Genomic DNA, 20,753 nt, shown 5'->3' on the forward strand with positions numbered 1-20,753 from the left:
TTTTACATATTATTACAGTAAACAAGAAAATTTTTGCCGCCAATAATAAATCGTCTAATAGATTCCGGGACGGATTCTAAGTAAATATACTTACGAATATAAAGGTAATCAACTATTGTAAATAGCCTAACTGACGACGGGTTTCAAATAAGCCAATTGCCACACTTACCGACAGATTCAAGCTGCGAACCCCCGGTTGGCTCATGGGAATATACAGAGTAGCATCGCAATCTGACAGAATTGCTGGTGGTAAACCCGTGGTTTCACTACCAAACAACAGCCAATCATCAGCTTGAAACTGAAAGTTTACATAATTACAACTTCCACCAACTGTATAACCCAGCCATCTACCTCCACGCTCCTGATGTAATGTTTTAAAGGCTTCTAGGGATTCGTGATAGTGTAGCTTGACATAAGGCCAGTAATCTAAGCCCGCTCTTTTGAGGTAGCGATCGCTAATTTCAAATCCCAAAGGCCCCACCAAATGCAATTCTGTACCTGTAGCTGCACAAGTACGGGCAATATTACCTGTATTAGGAGGGATTTGGGGGTTAACTAAAACTACCTGAGGCATTGTCCGTATAATTTACGTATTGTATAAAACAATCTATTGTCAATGTTAAATCTACCAAAAGGTAGAGGTGATTCATAGGTTTTGTTAATAATAATCAAGCATCATCCATCGATTAGATTTTTAAAACGAAGGGCAAACCCTCCCAGAGCAATGCCTGAGAGGATATTTGGCTAAAATCAGTAAATGTTAAGTTTTGTGTAGAAAAAGTAAGTATTTGTGTCTTTTAGGGCTGGTAGTCTCTCCAAAAGAATCTACCATTTGTATGAAGACGGGAGTGGGGAGTGGGGAGTAAGGGATTGGGGACTGGGGAGATGAGGGGGACAAGGAGAAATTATTGAATCAGTCTCTTCTCTTCCTTGTCTCCCCCCTCCTCTTTTCTGTGCCCAATGCCCCATACCCAATGCCCGATATCTCTTAGATTAAGCCAGTAGTGACGAACACAATTTGTCTTCGAGTTCGATTTCGCGCTCTTGAGTGGCGATAATAGCCTGAGTGATGACGCGTTGGCTATCAAAACCGACTGCGTGTAATTGCAACCACTGTTGAGCTTCATTACCTTCGCGGAGGATTTTGTGCAAAGGGGAAAGGAAACAGCTAAAGCCTCGTTGTTTGGCGATCGCCCAAACATCTTGGTACATTTCAGAAATCCAATCTCTGGCTAGGATATTTCTGCCATCTTGCCAATGCCTCAACTGAGCATCAAGACTACCAGCAGCAGATGCAGCTTCGTTCTCAGCAGTCAAGGTGACGAGTTCTTCAGCAGAAAAGGTACTTTGGATTAATGGATCGATACTAGGATTTTCGATTACTTGCAACAAACGCGCTTCTAATAAAGCAGTAATCGCTAGCAAGGCAATGGGATCTGTGACTAAATCACAAATTCGCAATTCTAGGCGATTCAAGTCGTGGGGACGGCGATCGCCATTTGGCCGTACTGATGCCCACAAATGCCGCACATTTTGCATGGTTCCGGCAACGAGTTGATCTTCCACCCACTGAATATGATCGGCGTGGCTGGCAAATAACGGCACATGGCTAGGCGTTTGTGGGAAGACGCCCCAACGGGTGGAGTGATAGCCAGTAGCTTTGCCATCAAGGAAGGGAGATGAGGCGCTGAGGGCGAGAAATAGAGGTGCTTCCATGCGGATCACGCGACACGCCCGCATTAATACTTCTGGATCGCTGATGCCTATATTGATGTGTACGCTAGCGGTAACTACTTTCGTCCCGTAGGTGTTCTCAATGTAGTCATGATAGGGGTTTGCTGGATCGGAACGGAGAAAGCGATCGCTCCCACCCAAAGATAAAGTACTCCCTGGTATTAAGGTGTAATCGCCCAAACGATTGAGGTAGTTTCGTAACTCCCGCCGAGGACGCAGCAAGGCACACAATAAATTTTCGTAATTATGGGATGGTTGGGTTATATACTCGACGTTGCGGCTATCTGGTTCGCGCATAAATCCATCCAAAGCCGCAACAATTTTGTCGGAGAGACCGACGATTTCACCTTGAGGCGTGCCAGTGTACATCTCAATCTCAAAGCCTTTTAATAAGACCACCTTGTTCTCCTCGGCTCTCTCTACCTATAAATTGTATCGAATAAGACGAATCTCTGGATCTATCTTTCAGTTAATCAAAGGTTAAGAATCATTTAATTGCCAACTCAGGCCAAATCAGGATGACAGATTTCTGGGCTGTCTTCCGAATTATTACTATTTAAGTATGAAAAATATCCTAGTACAACACGGCAGAAATAAACCAATCATTCCCGAAACACTTATGCTGTATTCATTTTTAATTTTTAATTTTTAATTTTTAATTCCGCCTTGCGGTACTAGTGTGGGTTAAGGGCGGTACAAAATAAAATCATTGCGTGAATCACTCTCTTGAACAATCTTGAGACGTATAAACTGCGCCCATACTTCATCAGTAAGTAAATTTAAAGCAGTTTTGGGATTGTTAATTGCGATCGCGCTGATAACTTTCCGCCATCCCTGTTGCAATTGCTCAAGAAAAGTCTCTTCTATAGAAACTTGACTCAGCAACGAAAGTGCAGTTTTAAAACTTGCTGAATCATCTGATAAATTTTTCAACTTTAATCCCTGTAGTGCTAGATTCAACCATACAGGCAAAAGTTCAAACCAATTATTTTTCTGTATCTCTTTGAGTGCAATATCTTCCATACCTAGCGCACCCCACACACATAAAGTCTCTACAGCCAGTTGATAATCGCGGTTTTCTAGAGCATTTTGCCATAAATTTTGAGCGTGATTTTGGAAGCGATTCGCGAGAAATTCATACGCTTCTTGGACTTGATGGGGAATTGTAACTTTATAAACTGACTCGCCTCGTGGTAAATAATCGCCGCGATAAGATAGCCAGTTATGAGATCCGCAAAGATGGATTTCTTTATCAACTATTACTTCTTTAACATGGGAATCTCCCAACAAAAAAACCTGTACGGATGGTAAACCATCAGGTGTTTTGATCGCTCGAAGTTTTTTCTCTACTTCTGGTGGAATTGGTTTATCTTCATCTTGTCGCCGCGCAATTCCATGTCCAATTAAAATCCAAACTCCGCGATTAGCTAATTTCTGTAACAGAGTTAAAAATTTTTCATTGACGACTGTCTGATTCACCCAAGGAGAATAGATTATAACTTGACTTTTAGCCGAATTTAAAACTTCTGAAAAAACTTGGCTAATTTGTCCATCGCGTAACTGTACGGCTTCACCTAGCACTTTAGATTTATCTATTTTATCACTAGCTTTAGCAGCAATCTCTAGCGCTTTTTTACGAATATTTTCGAGTCTAGCCTCTATTTCAGTATTTTTCTGCTTAAGAATGGCTTCACGTTCAAAATTTATGGCTTCCGTTGACAATTTACATAATGCTTGCAAAGATATTTTGCCTTCATTATGTAGCACTTCTAACCAATTGGATGCTGACTCTAAAATTTGCTTTCCGTTTCTTATTTGAATGCTCAATTTATCTTCAAGGGCATCGAAGATAACGAAAAGCGATATCTTTCTCCAAATTTTTTGAGTCGAAGCAAGCACTTTACAGGAAGTGACGATTTTTCCCTCTTCTGGTAAATGAAGTGCTAAACCTGAAGCTTGAATATTTTTTTGTATTTTCTCAAGTGGTAAGGAAGCAATATCAGCAATTGTATTATCAATAGTTATAAAGTCTGCCAAATCAGGCAAATTTATCACTGTTTCATTTAAAGATTCAGATTGAAAGGTAATCTTGTCGCTTAAAGGGTCTGTAATGGCGTTGATTTGTATAGGATATGGTGGCTGTGGCACAGATCCTTTTTCATAAAATGAGCGACCTTCAGGAGTAACTGTTAGTGGCGATGTTGGTGATAAAGTTTGTAATGAACGAAGAGTTGCAGTAGTAGTTTTAATAAATACAGAATCAAGCCCAAGTACAGAGGCTAATTCATCTTCTGTTGGTGGAGGTTGGAATTCAATAGCAGCGCGGATGATAAATTCTTCGAGGACGTTAAACTGGCGGGGTTCCTTGATATTTAGTTCTACAGGAGTTTGACGTAAGCTATAACGAAATTGACGCGCTGTTAAAACTGACAAACTAGGACTTTGCGCTTCAATTTCATCTACAAAATTCTTGAGATTGTCGTCAATCGGTTTAGCAGAAGAGGCGAAAAACATCAACGTAACAAGATGGGATAATTTAATTTGTACAAATACTTGTAACCCATGAGGCAAAATACTTTTATGCTTTCAACAAGGCTTGGCGACGACTAGCCCACCAAGCAAATCCAGCACCAGTGAAAAACATTAGCAGACCATAAATTGCCCCAGGAATGGCCATTGTGGGAGTATTCAGCAGCGTAGGTGTAGAAGCGATCGCGATCGCCAGTGTCCCATTTTGAATTCCTACTTCTACTGTAATTGCCGTAACGCGTTTTTCTCCTAATCGGGTTAAAGTAGCGATCGCAAAACCTAAAGCCATTGCAACCACATTCAAAACCAGAGTTGCCAAGCCTACATCTATTACGTAAGAAACAAAATTATTCCGTTCTCGCAGCAGCACTCCAGTAATTACCACCGCCAGGAAAAATAAAGACAGCCACTTCACAGGTTTATCTGCCTTGTCTGCCAGCCCCGGTGCATATCGCTTGGCTATCATCCCAATTGCTATAGGTAGAAGTGTAATCACCGCAATCTGCAAAACAGTGTTTAAGAAAGGTAACTGTAGTGTTGTTCCTTCCCCCAAAAATCTCTGCATGGACAAATTTACTACCAGAGGAATCGTAAAAACAGTAATGAAACTACTAATAGCTGTTAGCGTCACAGAAAGAGCAACATCACCCCCGGCTAAAAACGTAATCATATTAGAAGTAGCGCCACCGGGACAGGCTGCTAAAATCATCACACCTACTGCTAATTGTGGTTCAAGGGGAAACACCGACGCAATGCCAAAGCCCACAATCGGCAACATGATCAACTGCGCCACCAAGCCAATCACCACCGCTTTGGGATAGATTACAACTCGCTTGAAGTCCTCTAGGGTCAAGGTTAACCCCATGCCTAACATGATAATAAATAGAGCTAGGGGCAGAAAAACAGCCGTCAGAAAATTTGCTTCCATCCGTAACCCGCGTTGGTAACAATAAAAGTGCCTCTGGATTGTACCGTGTTTCCCCTTAGGGAATTGATGGCTGTTGCAAATTAAGCTCTTGAAATGGTTCAGAAGACTCTTCTAATTTCAAGCTACCGGCAGATTTACCGTTGATTTGTAGAGTGTATTTACCCTGCGGCAAGCCTTCTAAATAATAGACTCCAGCACCGTTGGTAACAGAAAAACGCCGAGTCCCCTCATCTGGTTGTATGGCTTCTACCCGTGCGCCTACGATCGCTTGACCTTGAGTATCGGTGACTACCCCCGATCGCGTGTAAGAACGAATGAGCGGAATCATCACAGAGGTGTAACTACCAGCAATCACATCAACGGCTAAAGACTCAACCGCAGCCTGCCAATCAGGCGGTAAACCTGCTGGATCGAGATCGAGGCGATAAACGCCAGGAGACATCCTTACTAAAGTGCGATCGCCTTGAATTTGTGGTAAAAACGACTTCAGAGGTTTATTGTTCAAAGTCAACAATAAATCAGCGTTATCTGTATAAACTTCTTCCCCTCCATCTTGTTTGCCGTTATTATTCCGGTCAAAAAATGGCTTAATTGACAGTCCACCTTGTGTACGGAAGTAATTAGAACGGCGATCGCCTGGACTAATACCCCCTTGTAAATTCAGGCTAGAAGCTAAATCTATGCTGAAAGTTGCTTCATCGGAACTTGCCGATACTCCTTGATAACGCGCCCGTAATAGCAAACCTGGTAAAACTGTTGTTGATAATGTCGCTAACAGTCCGCTACCCTGAGAACCAGTTCCATAACCCAACTGTATTTCCCACCTATAAATACCATCAATCGCCTGTTGTTGTGAACGATACCGCCAACTCACACTTAACAAGCTGTCGCTACGATTTTGATTCTGTGTTTCATAATTTAATAGCAGTGAATTGCCACTATTAGAAAAACTATTTTTAGAAAATTTGTAAGTCAATTCCGACAAACTGCCAATTTCATTACCGCGTTGCGTTAATTCTAGTCTCCCAAGACGTTGCAGCAAATTCCAGCGCAGACGGTTTTTAGTATCTAAGCTGACACGGGCAAAGGTAAAGGCATCTTTGCCACTCAAGTTAATTTGCATTCCGCCAGATGTTGCATCAGCTGTGTCAGTACTAGTGAATAAGGTGAATTGAGGTAAAACTCGCCAATCTAGATTAAAACGGCTAGACAAGCGATCGCTAATAAATGCAGCACTCAAGCTAGAAGATGGATTATAGCGAATATCTGTATTGACATCCCACTTATTACCCGTCAGTGCCGAAACTGCTACCTGCAAAGGTAACTTGCCCGGACGCCAAAATAATTCTGCTAAGGCTCTAGGCGATTCGTCATACACTCCACCTAAGCCTACTGTCAGATTTTCCGATAAACCCCAACGCCCAGCAATTCCGCCCCGAAAGTCAGAAAAGTTACCCAACAAACTTTGATTTCCCACAAAATCCCGTCGTAAGCCACCAGAAACGATTAATGCTGAAGCACCTGCTGGTAATTGTCCTGGGACTGTAGAAAAAGTAGCCTGTTGAATTTCTGGTTGTGCGGTGAGTCGTCCTTGGGGATAAAGCAAGACGCGATAATTGTTGCCTAAAAATTGATTTTGGCTTTTAATATTTTCAAAGCGGTAAATGCCAGAAGAATCAACTAAAATTTCGGCAATCACGCGATCGCCAAAACCTTGTACCAACCGCACTAATGTACCTGGTTCAGCCTTACCAGAAATTGTCCGTCCAATAGCATCTGCTTGTAAACGTTGGCGAGGATCGGAAGAACCGCCACTGAATGGTTGAGGTGGTACAAACCCCTGTCGTTGAATAGATGTAAAACCCCAATAGTCTCCTGTTCCTTGAGTCTGCCAAAAGGTTGGCTGGGAACCCATAAAATAATCGGCTGAATTAGTTTGTCGGAGAAACTGCGCTTCGGCAATATTCCAAGTTTGTGGATTTTGTAAATTTGGTTGATCAGTGCGGATGAACCATGAACCACCAAAAGCACTACCAACAGCCAGGAAATCACCTCTATAATTTGTTGATCTGGTAGCGCTACCGCTAGCATTTACCTTTTGTTCAATTGCGGCGACACTAAACTTTTGAGGTGCAATGTGTGGTAATCCTTCTAGTTGAATTGGAGTTTCCGTTTCTGCCAGTTTGCCACTAGATTGATCTAATACTGGAACATCTAAAACTATGGCGTATTCATTGATATCAAATTTCGCAGTTACGCCAAATAGAGTTTGTAAATCTTGAATTGTAAAGACTAATCCTAATTCTGGATCAGTACGAAGTTTTTTTGGATCAATGCGAGTCACAACACCAGGCGATCGCACTTCTAATTGCCCATCAGGTAAAGTGGTAATATTTAATTTCAACCCTTGAATTACAGCATCATAGGGTAACAGCCAATTTGCAAAATCAATTGCTTCAGAACCATCTTCTTGACCACGCACTAAAACGCTAGGATTGACATTGCGGTTCCCTACATTCAATCCTACGGGAAAAACTTTAAATTCAGAATTCTGAGCTAATTGGGTACTTATAGGCGTTTGTGGATTTGAAATCGCAGGTATATCTGCCTTCGCTGGGGCGATCGTAATTTGACAGATAAGAGCGATCGCAGCTAGCAGAGATTTTCCTCTACTAGTTAATAATCGAAATTGCACAAATTTTTTAGTTCTCAGTCAAATCTCTTATAAAAATAGAGACATTGCAATGCGATGTCTCTACAACATATAATTCCCAAGCAGCAGGCAAAATTATCGATATTAATCCTGTATTTTACAGCAAGACTAATTCTCGGAAATCAGGCTACAGATGCCAGATTTAATTTTAATTTATTAATTACGAATTACGAATTTTTACACAAACTATTTATTTTGTAATGTAGCTGCTTGTGTAGGAATAGTAATATTTAGATTGAAAGGCAACTTACTTTTTTTACTGTCTTCACCCCAAAACAACTCACCACTAAGCTGATATTGACCGGGTTTGAGGGCTGGTTGGCCTTTGCTGGGGTAATTTAATAAGAAATTGCGATCGCTATTTGCCACCACAGCATTAGCATCTACCTGTCCAGTTTTGACAACAGTTTGCCCTTGACGTAAAGTCCAATTTAAGCTAGGTAAAACAGTTGCTTGACCGTTATTGCGAACTAAAATTTGAATTTGTTTTTGCTCTGGGTTAAAGCTGGCACTATCAATTGCTAATTGTGGAGAAAGATTGCCTTTTCTAACATAGAATGTAACGCCAATTCGTGCCACTAAAGTAACGTTATTACCAGCAGCATCTTTTGATTCAGTGAGAGTTTCATTAAACACTACCGCACGATATTCCCCGTCAGGTAAATTAGGAGCCAAGCGGCTAATGAGGCGTACCCGCCGAACTTCTCCTGGTTTGACAGTCAACTCACGCGGTGAAAATTGTAGATATTTTGTCAGGTCACTGGGGCTAGAGGATAAGGTTTGAAACCCTGCATCACGGCTATATGTGAAAGGTTGAGCATAGATCCGAATCCGAGAAGGAGTCTTACTGGTATTGGAAATTGTAATCATTCCTTGGGCTTGTCCGCGTTCTGCCTTGGCTTCAATCACCAGAGGAGAAACACTCATTTGTGCTTTAGCTGCAACAGGAAACAAAATTAGGGCGAATAAGCCAGCACTAACAGCAGCTAGAGAGCGCCAATTGTTATTGAGCATATTTATAAATATGGCAGGATTGTCGATTTAATTCCTGATTTATAATTCCCAAAAGCAGACTTATTTTATCTCTGGGTAATCAGAAAAATATCTTGTCGCTTGAAGATTTATTCTCTAGCGACAAGATATTCAGCAATTATTTTTCTCAATCAATCTGAAGGGAAACTGGAAAAATTTTAGACTATGGCACGATAGTCAAGGTTGTCACATAGCTGTAGCTTCCAGGAACAAGAGGACTGCCTTTATCTACAATCATGTCTATATCCAAAGGTAAACCGCTACCTCCTGGCAGGAATACAGGATTATTATTCTGAGAATCCGTATAGCCAAAAGATGAGTTGATTATCCCAACAGAGTGAATGGGTGTAAAGCTAGGGCCCCCAGTCTGCTGTGGTTTAGATATACTCACTCTGGCACCTTGGTTACAGCTAACAAAAACTTTACCAAATTGGCCTCCGGCAAATCCACCCGCTAGTGTAGTTGGATTAGTCGGCTGGTTGAGTCCCAATTTACCAGGAATAATTTGATCGAAGTTGCAGACACCACCGACATTTGCTGTAAAGGGAACATCAGCAGTTTGTGCCATTGTTTTGGGTGCAACAGCAACAGAACCAACAATTATCAAAGCAGCGGTTAATAAAGAACGACGAATCATTTTTAAATCCTTCTCAAATGAATTAGAGTTCAATCAAACGAAGTCTCAACAAAAAAGCAGTTATGGTGCGATGGTTAAGGTGACAATGTAGCTATAAATTCCTGGCGTAAATGCTACTGGTCGTTCTACTAATAAATTCACCTCTAGATTGGTATTACCTGCTGGCAAAGTTGCGCTTCCACCACCAACATCACTGCGAACATTGGTAGAACCAAATTTTAAAAAGCCAATGTGCGTTGTCCCAGATGGATCGGCACTAGGACCAGATACAAGCCTGGGGGGAGAAACAGTAACGGTTGCAGATGTGCTGTTTTGTACACCTATAGTGGCGGGAGTTTGTGATTCCAACTTTGTCGAAATTCCACTAGAATTGCCAGAAATAGTTGCTTCAGCAGTACCAGGGGCAGAAGAACTAAAGCTAGCTTCAGCTGGAACTGTTCCACTGAAAGGAACATCTGCACTTTGAGCTAGCACAGCTTGATCTAGAACGAATGCCTGCACGCTTAATGCACTTGCCAGCACCAGGCTAGAGGTTAACGCTAGACGGTAAAGCATAAAGAAGTTAACTAATTACTTAGCGTTGTCTTATCTCAGTGCTTCTATTAAATTAACTATCAAATACTACGTTATCGACCGCATAAATACGATACTTGTATCTTTAGAAGCAAATTCCGTTAAGATACTTAGCCCAAGTTACGTTTATGAAATTTAGGTTTTCTGCATCTGTCGATTGATGTCATGCTTACGCACGCTACTTTACAGAGTGGTTCAGAACCGAGATTTAGTAGCGAAAAATGCTAGTTCTGGTGAGGTTATACCAATTCAATTGATGATTGTAAAATATCCTTGGCTAAAGACGCGGTGAATTGCGTTTCTATAGATGTTTACTTGTCGCATTCTTTTTTAAAATTAGTATTAGTTTGACTAGGCGATCGCCTCAACTTTATCTACCCAATTTTTGAGATTGTCATTAATAGGTTTAGCTGAAGAGGCGAGAAACATCAACGAAACCTCCATGAAGACTTACAATATTTGAAACTTCAGAATACATACTTCCGACTTTACCTGATTGATGGGTAAATAAATTATGACAACCCACAATTATCAGGAGTTCTTGAGCGCGAGAAAATGCAACATTTACTCGTTCTGGCTTCTTAGCAAAACCTACATCTCCTTTGCTATTGTTGCGAACCATACTCACAATTACAACGGGTCTTTCCATGCCTTGAAATCTGTCTACTGTACCAGTACGAATTTCTAGGGAGGGGAAAAGTTCAGATTGCAGACGTTCATCAATTTTTCGTAATTGAGCGCCATAAAACGTAATTACAGCAATTTCCTTTCTTGGTTCACCATTAGCAACTTTAGAAGCCCAAGTAGTCTCAAATTGGTGACACAGACGTTCAATCGCATCAATTTCTGGAGTGTTAAAGTAGGAAGTTCCATTTCGTTGCTCTAAAAACTGATTTTCTATCGGCGTTTTTACCCAAAGAAGATGCTGAGATTCTTGGAGAATTTCACCTGCTAGATGATGTGCGCGTTTTGTATCCGGTTCCAAAATCCCAGATTCTAGTTTGCCATCATAAAACTGATTGATTGCACCCATAATAAATGGATGCATTCGATATTGTGTAGTTAGCATTTGTTTGATGCTTTCATCAGCAGATTCAAACTGACTTTTAAACAGTGATTCTTCTAAGAATTGTAGTTCGTCTCGTGTATTACCCATTGTTTGAGCAACTTCTTCTACAGTGCTAGTATCAAGCATGGGTGGTAATTGCCGATGATCGCCTACCATGACTAACTTTTTGCCTTTCAATGCTGGGATTAGTAACTCTGGTGGAGTACATTTACTAACTTCATCAATGATGACGACATCAAAGGATTTGAATTCTTCCGAAAAACCTCTGCTTGCAGCTTGAACACAGGTGATACCGACGACGTTAGCATTATCTAAATAAATGCGTCTTAAATCGTCGCGTAGGCGTAGCCCGCCGCAGGCATCGCGTTCAGTTGGCTGTCTTAATTTTCCTATCCAATCTTGTACATAATTCTGATACTTATTGATATAGGTTTCATCTTTTTGCAGTTGGTGTTGCCAAGATTCAAACTGAACATTGATTTTGCGTAAAAATTCTAGATTAAATAAGTTCCCATGAGAGTTTTCGAGCTTAAATTTATCAGGTATTGTTTGCCATTCTGTCAACCACCAGTTTCTTTCTACTATTAAATTTTCTGATGGTTGTGGTTGTGATTTTTGTTCTATTTCGCGTAGATTAGTTTGTAGTTGTTGAAGCTGCTGTAGGGAAACTTCAGTTTCTTGCTTTAGTTTTGAGAGATGCTCGTGTAGAGAATTTTGAATCGTCTCCAGCACAGAAAAAGGTTCTAGTGATGAGATTAAGCTTTCAAGCTGAATAATACAAGTTCCCCAAGAATTCACTTGATTTGAGAATTCTTGCGGCTGCTCCCAAATATTTGATTGTGTTGTGAGATATTTTTCAATTAAAATGCGTAATTGAGCAGGTATATTTGGCTGTTGATTAATTTCTTGCAAGATATTAATCACTCGTCCAAGCTGCAAATTAGCATCTTGCTGTGCTTTTTCAGCCTCAGCTTGAGTAATAGATATTTGCTGTTGGCTAACTTCATTTTTCTGAAGTTCATTTAATTGTCGTTGCAAATGCTGAAGCTGTTGTTCAGTTTCCGTTTTGACTTTTAAAACGCATTGACGCGCATTTGCCAGGATAATTTCTAGCAATTCTTGTGTAATGCGGCTGAGAGTAGAGTCAAGATTATTCCACTCCCATGATGCGCCATAAGTTCGTTGCATTCTAATTAAGAAAACCTGGGTATTCTCAACTAGTAACTTTCGCTGTTTGGGGTTGAGTAGCTGATAATTGTTAAACTGTTGATAGGTTTCTTGCCATTGGGTGCGATCGCTCTTTGATAGCACCATTGGAATTTGACTAAAATTTTCTTGTAAAAAATAGCTAAAATTATGCTGTTTACCCCGTCTGTCAGTAAATCCTCCGTCTATTTCATAAGCGATCGCCTTTGTCAATAACTCCCATTCTGGTAGGTTAATTTTGTATACTTTTGGTACTATTGGTAATTTTAATGTATTAGCAAACATCAACAAACCTAGCGGCAAGTCCACTAAATTCTCTGTTAGTGGTAAACCTGATTGCTGACAATCTTTTAAGGTTTGATACAGATAAGAAGGTGCTGTAGATTTCCATTCTTTCACTGCTGAGATAATATAATCTATTTCCCGTTTACGGTTTTCCCATATCTGGATTGTTTGCTGTAGATTTTGCAGCTTGGTAAGATATTGCTGATAATCTGGTTGTAGCTGATTTAATGAGGCGAAATTTTGTTTGACAACCTGCACTGAAACCGCAACTTCTGATATAGCTTTACTTGCTTCTTGAGCATAAGTTAAAGCAGTTTTAAATTCAGAAATTTCTATTGCTACAGTTTCACGCAACCAAGCCGCTAAACCAAAAGCGCCAAGCGCCGGACGCAAAAAGCCAAGTTCATTAGTATATTTGATGGTTTGACGAACATTTGCTAAAAATTCTTCTACTAAACTGTTACCTTCTGTGTATGGCTTAAGAAGTGGCAAAAAATCTGTGACTTCTGGAGCTTCCCAGTTGATATTTGGTGCAGTATTTAGTATATTTTCTAACCCTGAAATTAGAGATTCAACTTCGCTCTGTTTTCCTAGAGTTTCGTTGTAAGATGTTTCTTGGTTTTTAAAGTTAGCCTCTAGCTTTAACTTATCTTTATTGAATTTAGTTTGTTGCTGATTAAATTCTTCTTCTACTTGTAAGTAAGCTGTAAATCTTGCTGATGATGCCAGTAATTGACTAAAAATTTGGATATTTTCGAGGCGTTGAATCAGATTATTTTCACAGTCAGTTGCAGTATTTTCTAGCCATCTACCAATCACTTGGTCTTCTAAAAATGGCTGTCCTTCGTCGCCAACTTTCTCGGCTCTACCCTTGCGTACAGCCCGAATCACTGGGTTGTGAACTAATCGACTGAGGGCGTTATCTACTGCTAAATTGGCTTGAGAAGCAATTAGAGTTCGTCCACCACGAAGGGCAATTTGATAGCAAATCTCGGCAATTACGGTAGTTTTACCAGTACCCGGTGGCCCTTGAATAAGAACAAGATCCTTAGCGGCAAGTACCTTTTCTACTGCTGCTTTCTGACCAGGATTAGCAGAAGATAACAACAAATCTTGTGGCTGAAGTTCAACAGTTGTTTTGATTTGTCGAGCCTGAGAAGCATCGAATAAAAAGTTACCCAAATAAGGATTTTGGGTGTAACCATTATTCAAATCATCTAAAGCTTTTTTCTTGCGCTGAATCTGCTGAATATCACCAACTGCTTCAAAACATAAAAATCCTGTATCTGGCAACTTATAACGCTCTGTTGCCATATATTCAGCTAAATCGCGTTCTAATCTGAGGCTGATAATACAACGGTTGGGGTCAACTTCCTCAACAGTCCCTAATTGACGACCGCTAATCCAATTTTTACCGACGGGTGCAGTTTCAAAAAGCTTTAAATCTTCGTTTTTTGTGCGTCTTGCTCGTTCCCAAAAATTGTCAACATCAAGGGAATTTTGATAAAACCCGTCAAGGGTGGCTGAGGCTACATCTATTTCAAAACTTATCCGTCTTTTGAAATTATAGTTATGACTTACATAACGCACACAAAATTGACGCGCTTTAGCAATTTTTTCTTCAATCTGCAAAAAGGCTTTCCAAGCTTTCAGCTGATCTTCTGTAGGCACATGATCGCCACAAACTGGCGCGGCGGCGATGCGTTTCAATGTTGCAGGCGGTATGTCGAGATGATGCTGATGATTAGGCAGCAAACGTAAGCGACAAGGTACAGCATAGCTATCAGAGTGTGCCCGTGAGGGTTGTAATAAGTAAGCCGACAGTATTTTTAAACTGCCGCGTCCATCTTTTTGTACAGCTGCTCGAAATCCTAATGTTTTTCTGAGCTTCTCTAGTCTTGCGGGTAACTGAAACTCATCGGAGTCTGTTGCTATTGTCAAATCCCAAATTTCTTCTCTTGCCTCTTTCCCCGCGCCTTTGCGACGCACATAAAAGAGAGAAGGTTTTTTACCGACACATTCATACATTAACTCATTGGCGCGATCGCGCCGCTCCCGAAATTCGGGATATGATTTCAGGGCAGTTTCCCCTTCCAGATGACGGATAAAACTATCAATTGCTGAAGCTATAAATGTATAGCCCCAATCTTCAGAGGTTATTTTAGTAGTTTTCGAGGATTTTGCTGTTAGTTTATTTACTGCTACACGAATACGTTCTGCTTCGGATTCTGAGATACTGCTAGTATGACTTTTGACTACAATTTTGAGCTTTTCACAAATTACTAATAGCTTTTTACTATCTAAATTTAATTCTTTTGCTAGTTCGTAGATTCTGGGTTTGCCGTTATTCATCCACTGCTGCCTTTGCACACAAAGTTTTTATATTTTAAAACTTACGCAATAACTCTCTGAAAGTTTTATTCCTTCTCTTCTCTACGAGAGGCTGCACCAAATTTATGAAAATCCTGATTTAATATAATATTCATTGTAAATGTTGCTACTAACCTGGGGCAGTGTTAGCCCAACTGTCTTGAACGTTTTAGGAATCTAACAACACTTTTTGCGACTACTGCAAGCATGATTATTATGACACCATAAAACAAGGCATCTAATAAAAATGCCCCAATATTTATATTCTGGAAATCTTCAACCCCGATTCTCCCCCAGCCGTGTACAGGTGAACCAGCATTATCGTCATGCACTATTGGGAATGGAAACCCAGCCGTTAAGGAATTACCACCCATACATGCATTTAGAGGACATGGTTCACTGAAGCAGAATCGCTCACAACCAGGAGGATTCTGATACCACAACGATAATAGAACGAATGGAATTCCTAACAATGAACTGAATATTATTGCTGCGATCGCTTTTCTAAATTTGCTCATCTCAGGAATTTATAAAAAATCGATTAGTCCATCAAAAAAATTCAAGAGGCTGGATCAAAGTTTGTACTGCTGGTAAACTTCACTGGCGGCGCGATGCAGCAGGGAATGTCGCCAAACTAAAGATTTCATATCATCCGCATAACCGCCGCCGATGACGCAGGCGACAGGATAACCGCTACTCATACAGGTACTTAAAACCTGCATTTCTCGGCGGAAAATCCCGGCATCGGTAAGGGCTAATTTGCCTAAGCGATCGCCTATGTGAGGATCTACACCTGCATCATAAAATACTAAGTCTGGCTTGACTTTAGATAATAAATCTGATAAGTAATTTGCCAAAGTTTGTAAATAAGCATCATCCTCCATTCCCACCGGCAAAGGAACATCCAAATCGCTGTTTTGTTTAGTACCGGGGAAATTGACTTCGCAGTGCATGGAGAAAGTAAAAACGCTATCGTCGTTTTGGAAGATAAAAGCTGTGCCGTCTCCTTGATGGACATCCAAATCCACAATGAGGATTTTTTGGACAAGTCCAATTTTTTGTAAAACGCGACAGGCGATCGCTAAATCGTTGAAAATACAAAAACCAGACCCATAACTAGGAAAGGCATGATGAGTTCCACCAGCAGTATTGCAAGCTAAACCTTGACTTAATGCTAGTTTAGCAGTAAGTATCGTACCACCTACCGCGACACAGGTACGATTTGCTAATGCTGGACTCCAAGGCAAACCAATGCGACGCTGTGCTTTGGGATCTAGGGTTCCTTCGCAATAAGCTTGAACATAATTTGGGGTGTGGACTAACTCTATCAACTCTAGGGGCGGACGTTCAGGTGTGTGAAATTGTTCTTGATTAGCTACACCATCAGCTAACAGCAATTCGTAGAGTTTTCGGAATTTAGACATCGGAAAGCGATGTCCTTCAGGTAGGGGAGCAATATAATCTGGGTGGTAAATAATTGGCAAGTCCATAATCGAGAAAATCTCAAGCAGCTAATCTGACAACTAGTTACCTTGGTGGGGTAAAGGGTAAGGGGTAAAGGGAAAAGGTTTTTAGCTGCTGTCCCTTAGAGGATGTTTGAAAAGTCCTCTTGTCGGGATCAAAAATTTTAGATCCCCCTAACCCCCCTTTTTTCAACTACGGTGTACATACAAGTCCTTCTCACCCCCTCTAACTCCCCCTTGCCAAGGCTACGGTGTACACACAAGTCTGAAATAGCTGATTATCCAAGGTTTTACCCCACCCTAACCCTCCCCTTGGAAAGGGGAGGGAACTGTATTTCTAGTTTCCCCCCTTTCCAAGGGGGGATTAAGGGGGGTAATTCGACTTGTGTGTACACTGTAGCTTGCCAAGTGGAAGAACCAGATATTTCCCCCCTTTGCAAGGGGGGACTAAGGGGGGTAAATCCAGGGTTGATGTGTTGATACACCGTAGCCTTTTTTCAAGGGAGTTAGAGGGGATCTAAAAATGCCCAAAGTCACAGCGAAACACAAAAAAAGGGATAAGCCCAAAAGCCTATCCCCAAAAAATCAACAAATCAATGTATCAAGTTCCTGAAGTCCAAGAATTGATGTACTCAATTTGGTCAGCAGTTAGGCTATCAATCTTAATACCAATAGCTTGCAACTTCAGCCGCGCAATTTCTTGATCAACTTCAACAGGAATTGAGTGCAAACCAGGTTCCAACTTACCTTTATTCTTCACCAGGTATTCACAAGCCAAAGCTTGGTTCGCAAAACTCATATCCATAACTGCGCTGGGGTGTCCTTCAGCCGCAGCCAGGTTAATCAAGCGTCCTTGTCCAAGAACGACAACTGATTTACCATTTTTCAACTTATATTCTTCGGTGAAAGGACGAACTTCCTTGATTTCCTTAGCTTGTGCAGCCAAGTATTTCAAATCAAGTTCCAAGTCAAAGTGGCCGGAGTTACAAACGATCGCACCGTCTTTCATGACATCGAAGTGTTCACCGCGAACGACGTGCTTGTTACCAGTCACAGTGATAAAAATATCACCTTGGGGTGCAGCTTCAGCCATTGGTAGGACGCGGAAGCCATCCATTACGGCTTCAATTGCCTTGATGGGGTCGATTTCGGTAACGATGACGTTAGCACCCATCCCACGGGCGCGGAGGGCTGTACCTTTACCACACCAGCCATAACCGACGACGACAATATTTTTACCAGCCAACAAAATATTTGTGGCGCGGATAATGCCATCTAGGGTTGATTGCCCAGTACCATAGCGATTATCAAAGAAGTGCTTGGTGTCGGCGTCGTTAACGTTGACTGCGGGGAAGGTGAGAACGCCTTCTCTAAACATGGCGCGTAAACGCACAATACCGGTGGTGGTTTCTTCGGTGCTACCTATCAAATCAGCGATTTGGTGTTGGCGTTGTTGTACCAAAGTTGCAACCACATCGCTACCGTCATCAACAATAATGTTGGGGCGATGATCTAAAGCTATTTGAACGTGGCGGTTATAGGTTTCGTTATCTTCGCCCTTTTGAGCAAAGACGGGAATTTCATGATCGACGACGAGGCTAGCGGCTACGTCATCTTGCGTTGATAGTGGGTTGCTAGCAATTAAAAGCGCATCTGCACCACCGGCTTTCAGAGCGATCGCCAAATGTGCTGTTTCTGTTGTAATGTGGGCACAAGCTACAAGGCGTAAACCAGCGAAGGGCTTTTCAATAGCAAAGCGATCGCGGATTTGCTGCAAAACTGGCATTTCGCGTCCAGCCCATTCAATGCGCTGTCTTCCCAAGGCAGCTAGGCCGAGGTCTTTAACCTCGTGCTTTAATCGGGGAGAAGTTGCGGTCATCAAAAATTACCTCAAAAAATTAAAAAAGTTACGTAAATTTTACGCACTCTACTAGGTTATTGTACAACTTGCGATTTTTGCTTGTATTTAGCAAATCACTAGTCAATACTCCTCAAGACTAGCTTGACGTTTGCTTACCCTAATGTCAACTTCATCGCCAGGTTCTTTCTTTTTGTTTTATCTTTGGTAAGAGGAATACTTTTTTCAGCCTTGTTTCCTAATTTTAGGTATATTGTCATCTGTCTAAAGATAGAAAACAAACACAAAAACATCGAAGTTTCATCATTTGAAGAGAAAACCTCAACTTTAGATAGGTACATTTACCCAAAGAAATTGCGGAGGATGGTTATAGAAGTAGTTACTAGTAAATTTTTTTTCAAGGAGGTGTTTGAGTGCGTTTTCAATTTTTGGCGATCGCCAGTTCAATGGCCATAGCTGTTGTATCTGTGCCAAAAGCCACAGCCCAGATCCCTTTTCTCCCTCAACTGCAAGCTCCCAGTAGTGTGAGTAATGACACAGATAACAGAATTGTTTCGGGCTGGGTTTATTTAGATGGTCGGCGGTTGTTTCAGATAGCGGCATCAAGAACCAACTTTCCCGAACGTATAGAAAACGTCCAGCAGAATTTGGAGAGAATTAGCCAAAGTTACTTTCAGTCATCTGGAAACAACGAAGCCAAGGTAGAGGTTGGGAAAGTAAATGACTTACCAGTAATTTATATCAATAGCCAATACCTGATGACCATTACTTCCGATGATGCCAGATTGCGACAGGTAGACATGGCAACATCGGCAAATCAAATCAGAGATGCCTTGCAACAAGACTTGCAACAAGCAAAGGAAGAAAGACAAACTCAATTTTTAATCGACCAAGGTAAAATTGCTGCGGGCATTGGATTGGTGATGATTCTCATGAGTTTGGGGGTATATAGCTGGCAGCAACGTTCCAAAAAGGATTTACTAAACCCCATTGCCTATCAAACCAACATAGGGGCTTTAAACTCCCCAATTACACCAGCAGCAGCCCAACCAATTGCAACACAACTGAATCAACAGCAACATCGACATCTCCAAGAAGTTAAGAGACGATTGTTTCAGCTAAGTCAAGCTGGAATTTGGGGAGGTGGAAGCTTCTTTATTTTGGGTCTATTTCCCTATACACGAGCGTTTCAAGTCGGAATTCTCAATGCTGCCCAATTTCCTTTGCGATTAGGTGTCGTGTTATTGGGAACCTATGTAGTGATCCGTTTAACCTACGCCCTGATTGACCGCTTCACCACCACTTTAATTAGCAGTGGTGCTTTACTGACTCCCGAAAGTTCTGAACGGCTGCAACTGCGAGTTTCCACATTTTCTGGTGTGACTAAAAGCATCGCTACTGGGATCTGCGTAGGAGTAGGCTTCTTGCTAGCGCTGGTGGCATTGGGGATAGATATCGTTCCCTTGCTAGCGGGTGCGAGTTTAGTTGGTGTTGCGGTGTCTTTAGCCTCGCAAAACTTAATTAAAGATGCGATTAATGGTTTCTTGATCATTCTAGAAGACCAGTACGCTTTAGGCGACGTGATTAATGTGGGAGACGTGGGAGGCTTAGTAGAAAATTTGAATCTGCGGATGACCCAACTACGAGATTCTGAAGGACGCTTAATTACGATTCCCAATAGTGAAATTAAAGTTGTTGCTAATCTTTCTAGTCGTTGGTCAAGAGCCGATTTAACAATTCCCATCGCCTACCAAGCCAATACAGAAGAGGCTTTGAAGTTGATTAAAACTGTTGCCAACCAGATGAATCAAGAACTGCAATGGCAACGTCAAATTTTGGAACCGCCACAAGTTTTGGGAATAGATCAATTTGGCGATCGCGGTTTGATTATTCGCGTCTGGATAAAAACACAGCCCCTCAAACAATGGGATGTAGCACGAGAGTTTCGCCGCCGCCTGAAAATTGCCCTAGACGAAGCTGGAATTTCTATTTCTGTCCCTCAACAAGCAATTTGGGTCAATGATGAGCAGTTGTTAAATTTTCAAGGTAATGGCAATGGCAAAGCTAATTAGAAATTTGGCTTCATAACCGCATTCTTCAGTTACCTCATTCCCAGTTTGAGACTGGGAATGTCCCTTGCTGGGGGTAGCAGCCCAATGAACAGCATAGCTAGAGGCTAGAAACGAGGTTTAAAAAGTCTTCAATGCTCAATTTTGTGCTTAAGTCTTTCTGGCAAAGCTCCTAGTTTTAAATTACCCCCCCTTAATTCCCCCTTGGAAAAGGCTACGGTGCAGTGTACACACAAGTCTAATTACCCCCCTTAATCCCCCCTTGCCAAGGCTACGGTGTACACACA

Annotated in this window: 13 protein-coding genes; 1 reads left to right on the forward strand and 12 read right to left on the reverse strand. The window is 41.5% G+C overall.

Features of this window, described 5'->3' with window-relative positions; all coding sequences use genetic code 11:
* Positions 1 to 112: 112 nt before the first annotated feature.
* From A4S05_RS03260 to ahcY, 12 genes are all read right to left on the reverse strand, one after another.
* Positions 113 to 574, reverse strand: coding sequence for a tRNA (cytidine(34)-2'-O)-methyltransferase (locus A4S05_RS03260; protein WP_069068390.1), 462 nt, complete (start codon positions 572 to 574; stop codon positions 113 to 115).
* Positions 575 to 993: 419 nt separating this feature from the next.
* On the reverse strand, positions 994 to 2,133 hold the full coding sequence (gshA, locus tag A4S05_RS03265; protein ID WP_069068391.1) for a glutamate--cysteine ligase: 1,140 nt from the start codon (positions 2,131 to 2,133) through the stop codon (positions 994 to 996).
* Between the two features lie 285 nt (positions 2,134 to 2,418).
* Positions 2,419 to 4,305, reverse strand: a complete 1,887-nt coding sequence (locus tag A4S05_RS03270; RefSeq protein ID WP_256090805.1) for a phospholipase D-like domain-containing protein — start codon at positions 4,303 to 4,305, stop codon at positions 2,419 to 2,421.
* 7 nt (positions 4,306 to 4,312) lie between these two features.
* Positions 4,313 to 5,191: a bile acid:sodium symporter family protein gene (locus A4S05_RS03275; protein ID WP_069068393.1), complete on the reverse strand. Its 879-nt coding sequence runs from the start codon at positions 5,189 to 5,191 to the stop codon at positions 4,313 to 4,315.
* Positions 5,192 to 5,246: 55 nt separating this feature from the next.
* Positions 5,247 to 7,886 (reverse strand): carboxypeptidase-like regulatory domain-containing protein, encoded by a 2,640-nt coding sequence (locus A4S05_RS03280; protein WP_069068394.1) that lies wholly within the window; start codon positions 7,884 to 7,886, stop codon positions 5,247 to 5,249.
* A gap of 204 nt (positions 7,887 to 8,090) precedes the next feature.
* The gene (locus A4S05_RS03285; protein WP_069068395.1) at positions 8,091 to 8,918 is read right to left on the reverse strand and encodes a fimbrial biogenesis chaperone; all 828 of its coding nucleotides are present in this window, start codon (positions 8,916 to 8,918) and stop codon (positions 8,091 to 8,093) included.
* A gap of 181 nt (positions 8,919 to 9,099) precedes the next feature.
* Positions 9,100 to 9,573 carry a hypothetical protein gene (locus A4S05_RS03290; protein ID WP_069068396.1) on the reverse strand — a complete coding sequence of 158 codons (474 nt, stop codon included), beginning with the start codon at positions 9,571 to 9,573 and terminating at the stop codon, positions 9,100 to 9,102.
* Positions 9,574 to 9,633: 60 nt separating this feature from the next.
* Positions 9,634 to 10,128 carry a hypothetical protein gene (locus A4S05_RS03295; RefSeq protein WP_069068397.1) on the reverse strand — a complete coding sequence of 165 codons (495 nt, stop codon included), beginning with the start codon at positions 10,126 to 10,128 and terminating at the stop codon, positions 9,634 to 9,636.
* A gap of 424 nt (positions 10,129 to 10,552) precedes the next feature.
* Entirely contained in the window at positions 10,553 to 15,058 is a 4,506-nt protein-coding gene (locus A4S05_RS03300) for a translation initiation factor IF-2 N-terminal domain-containing protein (RefSeq protein WP_084226964.1), read from the reverse strand.
* Between the two features lie 164 nt (positions 15,059 to 15,222).
* Positions 15,223 to 15,594, reverse strand: coding sequence for a hypothetical protein (locus A4S05_RS39985; protein WP_141699634.1), 372 nt, complete (start codon positions 15,592 to 15,594; stop codon positions 15,223 to 15,225).
* 54 nt (positions 15,595 to 15,648) lie between these two features.
* The gene (locus A4S05_RS03310) at positions 15,649 to 16,566 is read right to left on the reverse strand and encodes a histone deacetylase family protein (protein ID WP_069068399.1); all 918 of its coding nucleotides are present in this window, start codon (positions 16,564 to 16,566) and stop codon (positions 15,649 to 15,651) included.
* A 574-nt stretch (positions 16,567 to 17,140) separates the two neighbouring features.
* Positions 17,141 to 18,418 (reverse strand): adenosylhomocysteinase, encoded by a 1,278-nt coding sequence (ahcY, locus tag A4S05_RS03315; RefSeq protein ID WP_069068400.1) that lies wholly within the window; start codon positions 18,416 to 18,418, stop codon positions 17,141 to 17,143.
* Positions 18,419 to 18,810: 392 nt separating this feature from the next.
* Here ahcY and A4S05_RS03325 point away from each other — a divergent pair, with 392 nt between their 5' ends.
* On the forward strand, positions 18,811 to 20,469 hold the full coding sequence (locus A4S05_RS03325; RefSeq protein WP_069068402.1) for a mechanosensitive ion channel family protein: 1,659 nt from the start codon (positions 18,811 to 18,813) through the stop codon (positions 20,467 to 20,469).
* Positions 20,470 to 20,753: the final 284 nt, after the last annotated feature.

It is taken from the genome of Nostoc sp. KVJ20, assembly GCF_001712795.1.
Lineage (GTDB): Bacteria > Cyanobacteriota > Cyanobacteriia > Cyanobacteriales > Nostocaceae > Nostoc.

Excerpts from the sequence above, each read along its gene's own strand:
- A4S05_RS03300 (WP_084226964.1), bottom strand. The coding sequence starts at position 15,058 with ATGAATAACGGCAAACCCAGAATCTACGAACTAGCAAAAGAATTAAAT.
- A4S05_RS03260 (WP_069068390.1), bottom strand. The coding sequence starts at position 574 with ATGCCTCAGGTAGTTTTAGTTAACCCCCAAATCCCTCCTAATACAGGT.
- A4S05_RS03290 (WP_069068396.1), bottom strand. The coding sequence starts at position 9,573 with ATGATTCGTCGTTCTTTATTAACCGCTGCTTTGATAATTGTTGGTTCT.
- A4S05_RS03275 (WP_069068393.1), bottom strand. The coding sequence starts at position 5,191 with ATGGAAGCAAATTTTCTGACGGCTGTTTTTCTGCCCCTAGCTCTATTT.
- A4S05_RS03295 (WP_069068397.1), bottom strand. The coding sequence starts at position 10,128 with ATGCTTTACCGTCTAGCGTTAACCTCTAGCCTGGTGCTGGCAAGTGCA.
- A4S05_RS03310 (WP_069068399.1), bottom strand. The coding sequence starts at position 16,566 with ATGGACTTGCCAATTATTTACCACCCAGATTATATTGCTCCCCTACCT.
- A4S05_RS03285 (WP_069068395.1), bottom strand. The coding sequence starts at position 8,918 with ATGCTCAATAACAATTGGCGCTCTCTAGCTGCTGTTAGTGCTGGCTTA.
- ahcY (WP_069068400.1), bottom strand. The coding sequence starts at position 18,418 with ATGACCGCAACTTCTCCCCGATTAAAGCACGAGGTTAAAGACCTCGGC.
- A4S05_RS39985 (WP_141699634.1), bottom strand. The coding sequence starts at position 15,594 with ATGAGCAAATTTAGAAAAGCGATCGCAGCAATAATATTCAGTTCATTG.